Source organism: Herbaspirillum sp. B65 (assembly GCF_000333555.1).
In the GTDB taxonomy this organism is placed as follows: Bacteria; Pseudomonadota; Gammaproteobacteria; order Burkholderiales; family Burkholderiaceae_D; genus Herbaspirillum; species Herbaspirillum rubrisubalbicans.
Genome location: NZ_BADI01000380.1, coordinates 1 through 2,755 on the forward strand (window position 1 = coordinate 1; position 2,755 = coordinate 2,755).

General features: G+C 53.9%; 3 protein-coding genes. All 3 read left to right on the plus strand.

Translation table 11 applies throughout. The annotated features are described in order from the left end of the window. Positions 1 to 309 precede the first annotated feature (309 nt). The 3 genes from I5W_RS09255 (at position 310) to I5W_RS09265 (ending at position 2,745) form a co-directional block, all read left to right on the plus strand. On the plus strand, positions 310 to 1,389 hold the full coding sequence (locus I5W_RS09255) for a hypothetical protein (RefSeq protein WP_148289073.1): 1,080 nt from the start codon (positions 310 to 312) through the stop codon (positions 1,387 to 1,389). Positions 1,390 to 1,759: 370 nt separating this feature from the next. After that, positions 1,760 to 2,404 carry a phage baseplate assembly protein V gene (locus I5W_RS09260; protein ID WP_044529003.1) on the plus strand — a complete coding sequence of 215 codons (645 nt, stop codon included), beginning with the start codon at positions 1,760 to 1,762 and terminating at the stop codon, positions 2,402 to 2,404. Continuing rightward, positions 2,401 to 2,745 (plus strand): GPW/gp25 family protein, encoded by a 345-nt coding sequence (locus I5W_RS09265; RefSeq protein WP_034309811.1) that lies wholly within the window; start codon positions 2,401 to 2,403, stop codon positions 2,743 to 2,745. The genes I5W_RS09260 and I5W_RS09265 overlap by 4 nt, the downstream gene beginning before the upstream one ends. The last annotated feature ends 10 nt before the right edge of the window (positions 2,746 to 2,755 follow it).

The following is a 2,755-nucleotide window of genomic DNA, read 5'->3' on the forward strand; positions in this document are numbered from 1 at the left end:
CTACTTGGGTTTACTCAATCTGATGAAGTAAAACTAAGGGAAAGCCTCCTTTCCCACCTTGAAAAATACAACTAAGAGGTAGCTTTTTGAGCGACGCCGTCGCTTCGCATCGCTCTTTTTCCATACCCAAATATGCTATGAACGACAGGCATACACTAGGGAAATTCTTACTTCGTTACAACCTCTTGTAAACGCGTGCCATATTTATTTTTCTTCGGGAAAAAGTTACGTGTTTCGATTACATTCAGATTCTTCGCTGAACTACTGGCGAAGAATTAACTAATCCACACTTAAACAGGAGTAAGAATAGTGACAACTGCATACACAGCATCTAATCCTGTAGCAATGGCATCATTGCCAACCACAAACGGAATAATTCAAAGGTTCACGGTTAACGTTACAAACACTTCTGACGCAACCTATGCTCCTGATGGTCTTGCTGCCGCTCCTATCTATGGGCTGGGTGGTCAGGCATTGCAAGGCAATGAAATGGTGGCAAATAGCATTGCCACACTGGTTTCATACGTTGGTCCGTTATTGAATTCTGGTTCGTTGTGCTGGATACTCTTCGAGTGCATTGCAGGAGCACAACAGGTGGCTCCCGCTACCGCCAGTCAACATGCAGTTCAATTTGGTCAGGTTGCCGGCGTGGTCGGACAGTCGCGTAACGCGAGAATATCAATCCCCACGGCCTCTTCCAGCGCGACCTTCACAGTGGACGAACTGATCGTAGAAACTGCGCTGGGTGGCTTGCGGTACTGTCTCTCCAATCTGAATCAGAGCATCAACCTAACCACTAGCGGCGTTGGTGGCATGGATACTGGCAGCGCACCGAACAACGGTACCGTGGCAGTGTATGAGATGTACAACCCTACTAGTGGCGCCAAAGGCCTGATCGGCTTCAACGCTACATCAGTGACTCCGGGCCAGGTCTACGGTGGGTCGAACGCCCCGGCTGGTTATACGGCATCCTCACTAGTGGCAATCCTGCAGACAAACGGATCTGGCCAGTTCAAACCAGCTTATGTAAGCGGGCGAAAGGTATCTCATGGCAGCTTCTCCGTGCTGAATACCTCGAATGCGGCTCCTGATGGGACATCGCTGGATATTTCTAGTGTTACTCCCAAAGGTGCCATTGCCGTGTCGGGTTACCTCGTTACCAGCAATACCACGTCGAGTGATGCGACGAATACATTATCCATTGCCGTAGATTCGGCGATGAACGGTGCTAAGATTTTGCAACCGAAGTTGACCTCTGCCAACGGCTGGTCCCAAGCGTTTGCTTTTGATTCGCTTTCCCTCTCCGCTGCTCAGACGATTTATTATGGTGCATCTGCTAGTGCCGGCTCGCCTACTTACAAGATCACATTGAGCGGCTACGAATTTTAGAAGTTATTTAATCACCGTCTCATGCGTCGTTTCGATGCTTCGAAAATGATTTGTTAACCTCAAAAAACGGAACGCGTGTAAGAAGACGATTCGCAAAAATTTAATCAAAAAATGTCCCTGAGGGACTTCCTAATTTTGAAGGTGTTCTAGAAGCGTTCTTATAGCCCGCCCCGGCGGGCTTTTTTATGCGTGAACTATGCGAGTCCGATCGAAAGTGCCATTTCTCGGCCTGAGCTACAGTAAGCCAACCTTTCCCGATGGGAGTTTAACGTCGCAGATGGGACGCTGTTGCGTCACCTAAAAGTCGGTAAGGCGGATATCAACCCGTCGCTAAGTGCCTTCCCGCGCGCGATCCGGCAACATGGGTTGCATGACGCCCGACCTCTCCGAACTCGTCCGCACCATCCCGAATTTGATCCGCACCGGCAAGATTGCCGAGATCAAAGCGGACAAGGTGCGCGTGCGCTTATCTCCCTCGTTGCTGACCACCTGGCTGCAGTGGATCGCATTGCGCGCCGGGGATGTCATCGATTGGTGCCCGCCGTCCATCGGCGAGCAAGTCATCGTCTTTTCTCCAAATGGCGACCTGACACAAGGCAAGGTGCTAGCCGGCCTGTTCTCGGCCGATTCGCCAGCTCCGCAATCCTCTCTCAAGATTCGCTCCATCCACTACCCCGATGGCGCCGTGGTGCTGTACGACTTCGCCAAGCACACGTTATCGGCCATCCTTCCGGCCGGCAGCTCGGCCCTGGTAAAAGCCGATGCGGTAACCGCCGACGCGCAGCAAACCACCTGCACCGGCGATGTCACCATCAAGGGCAATCTGGTAGTGGATGGCTTTAGTGCGCTGAACAATGGCGCCAAGGTCCAAGGCGGCGACGGTGGCGCCGCGATGGTCATCGATGGCCAGGTGCAAGCAACAGGCGACGTGATGGCCGGTGATATCAGCCTGCGCCATCACCCGCACGGCCAGGTCAAGCGCGGCGACGAACAATCGGGAGCGCCGCTGCCATGATCGCCATGAACGCCTCTACCGGCCGCAGCATGTCCCTGCTGGACCATATCCGCCAGTGCGTGCGCGACATTCTCATGACGCCGCTGGGCAGTCGCATCTACCGCCGCAACTACGGTTCCGAAATCCCCGAACTGATCGACCAGCCGCTGAATGGCGTTACCGTCATGCGCATCTATGCCGCCGTTGCCTATCGCCTGGCGCTATGGGAGCCGCGCATCTCGTTGTCGTCGGTCAATCTGAACCGGGATGCTACCGGCGCCGTGTCCGTGGTCTTGCAGGGCGTCACCAACGGCCTGGCCGTCGAATTCTCTGTGCAGGTCCGGGAAGGGACGGTGCAATGAGTCGCCATCG

Bases quoted from the DNA above. Each gene is read 5' to 3' on its own strand.
- I5W_RS09260 (WP_044529003.1), top strand. From the start codon at position 1,760: ATGACGCCCGACCTCTCCGAACTCGTCCGCACCATCCCGAATTTGATC.
- I5W_RS09265 (WP_034309811.1), top strand. From the start codon at position 2,401: ATGATCGCCATGAACGCCTCTACCGGCCGCAGCATGTCCCTGCTGGAC.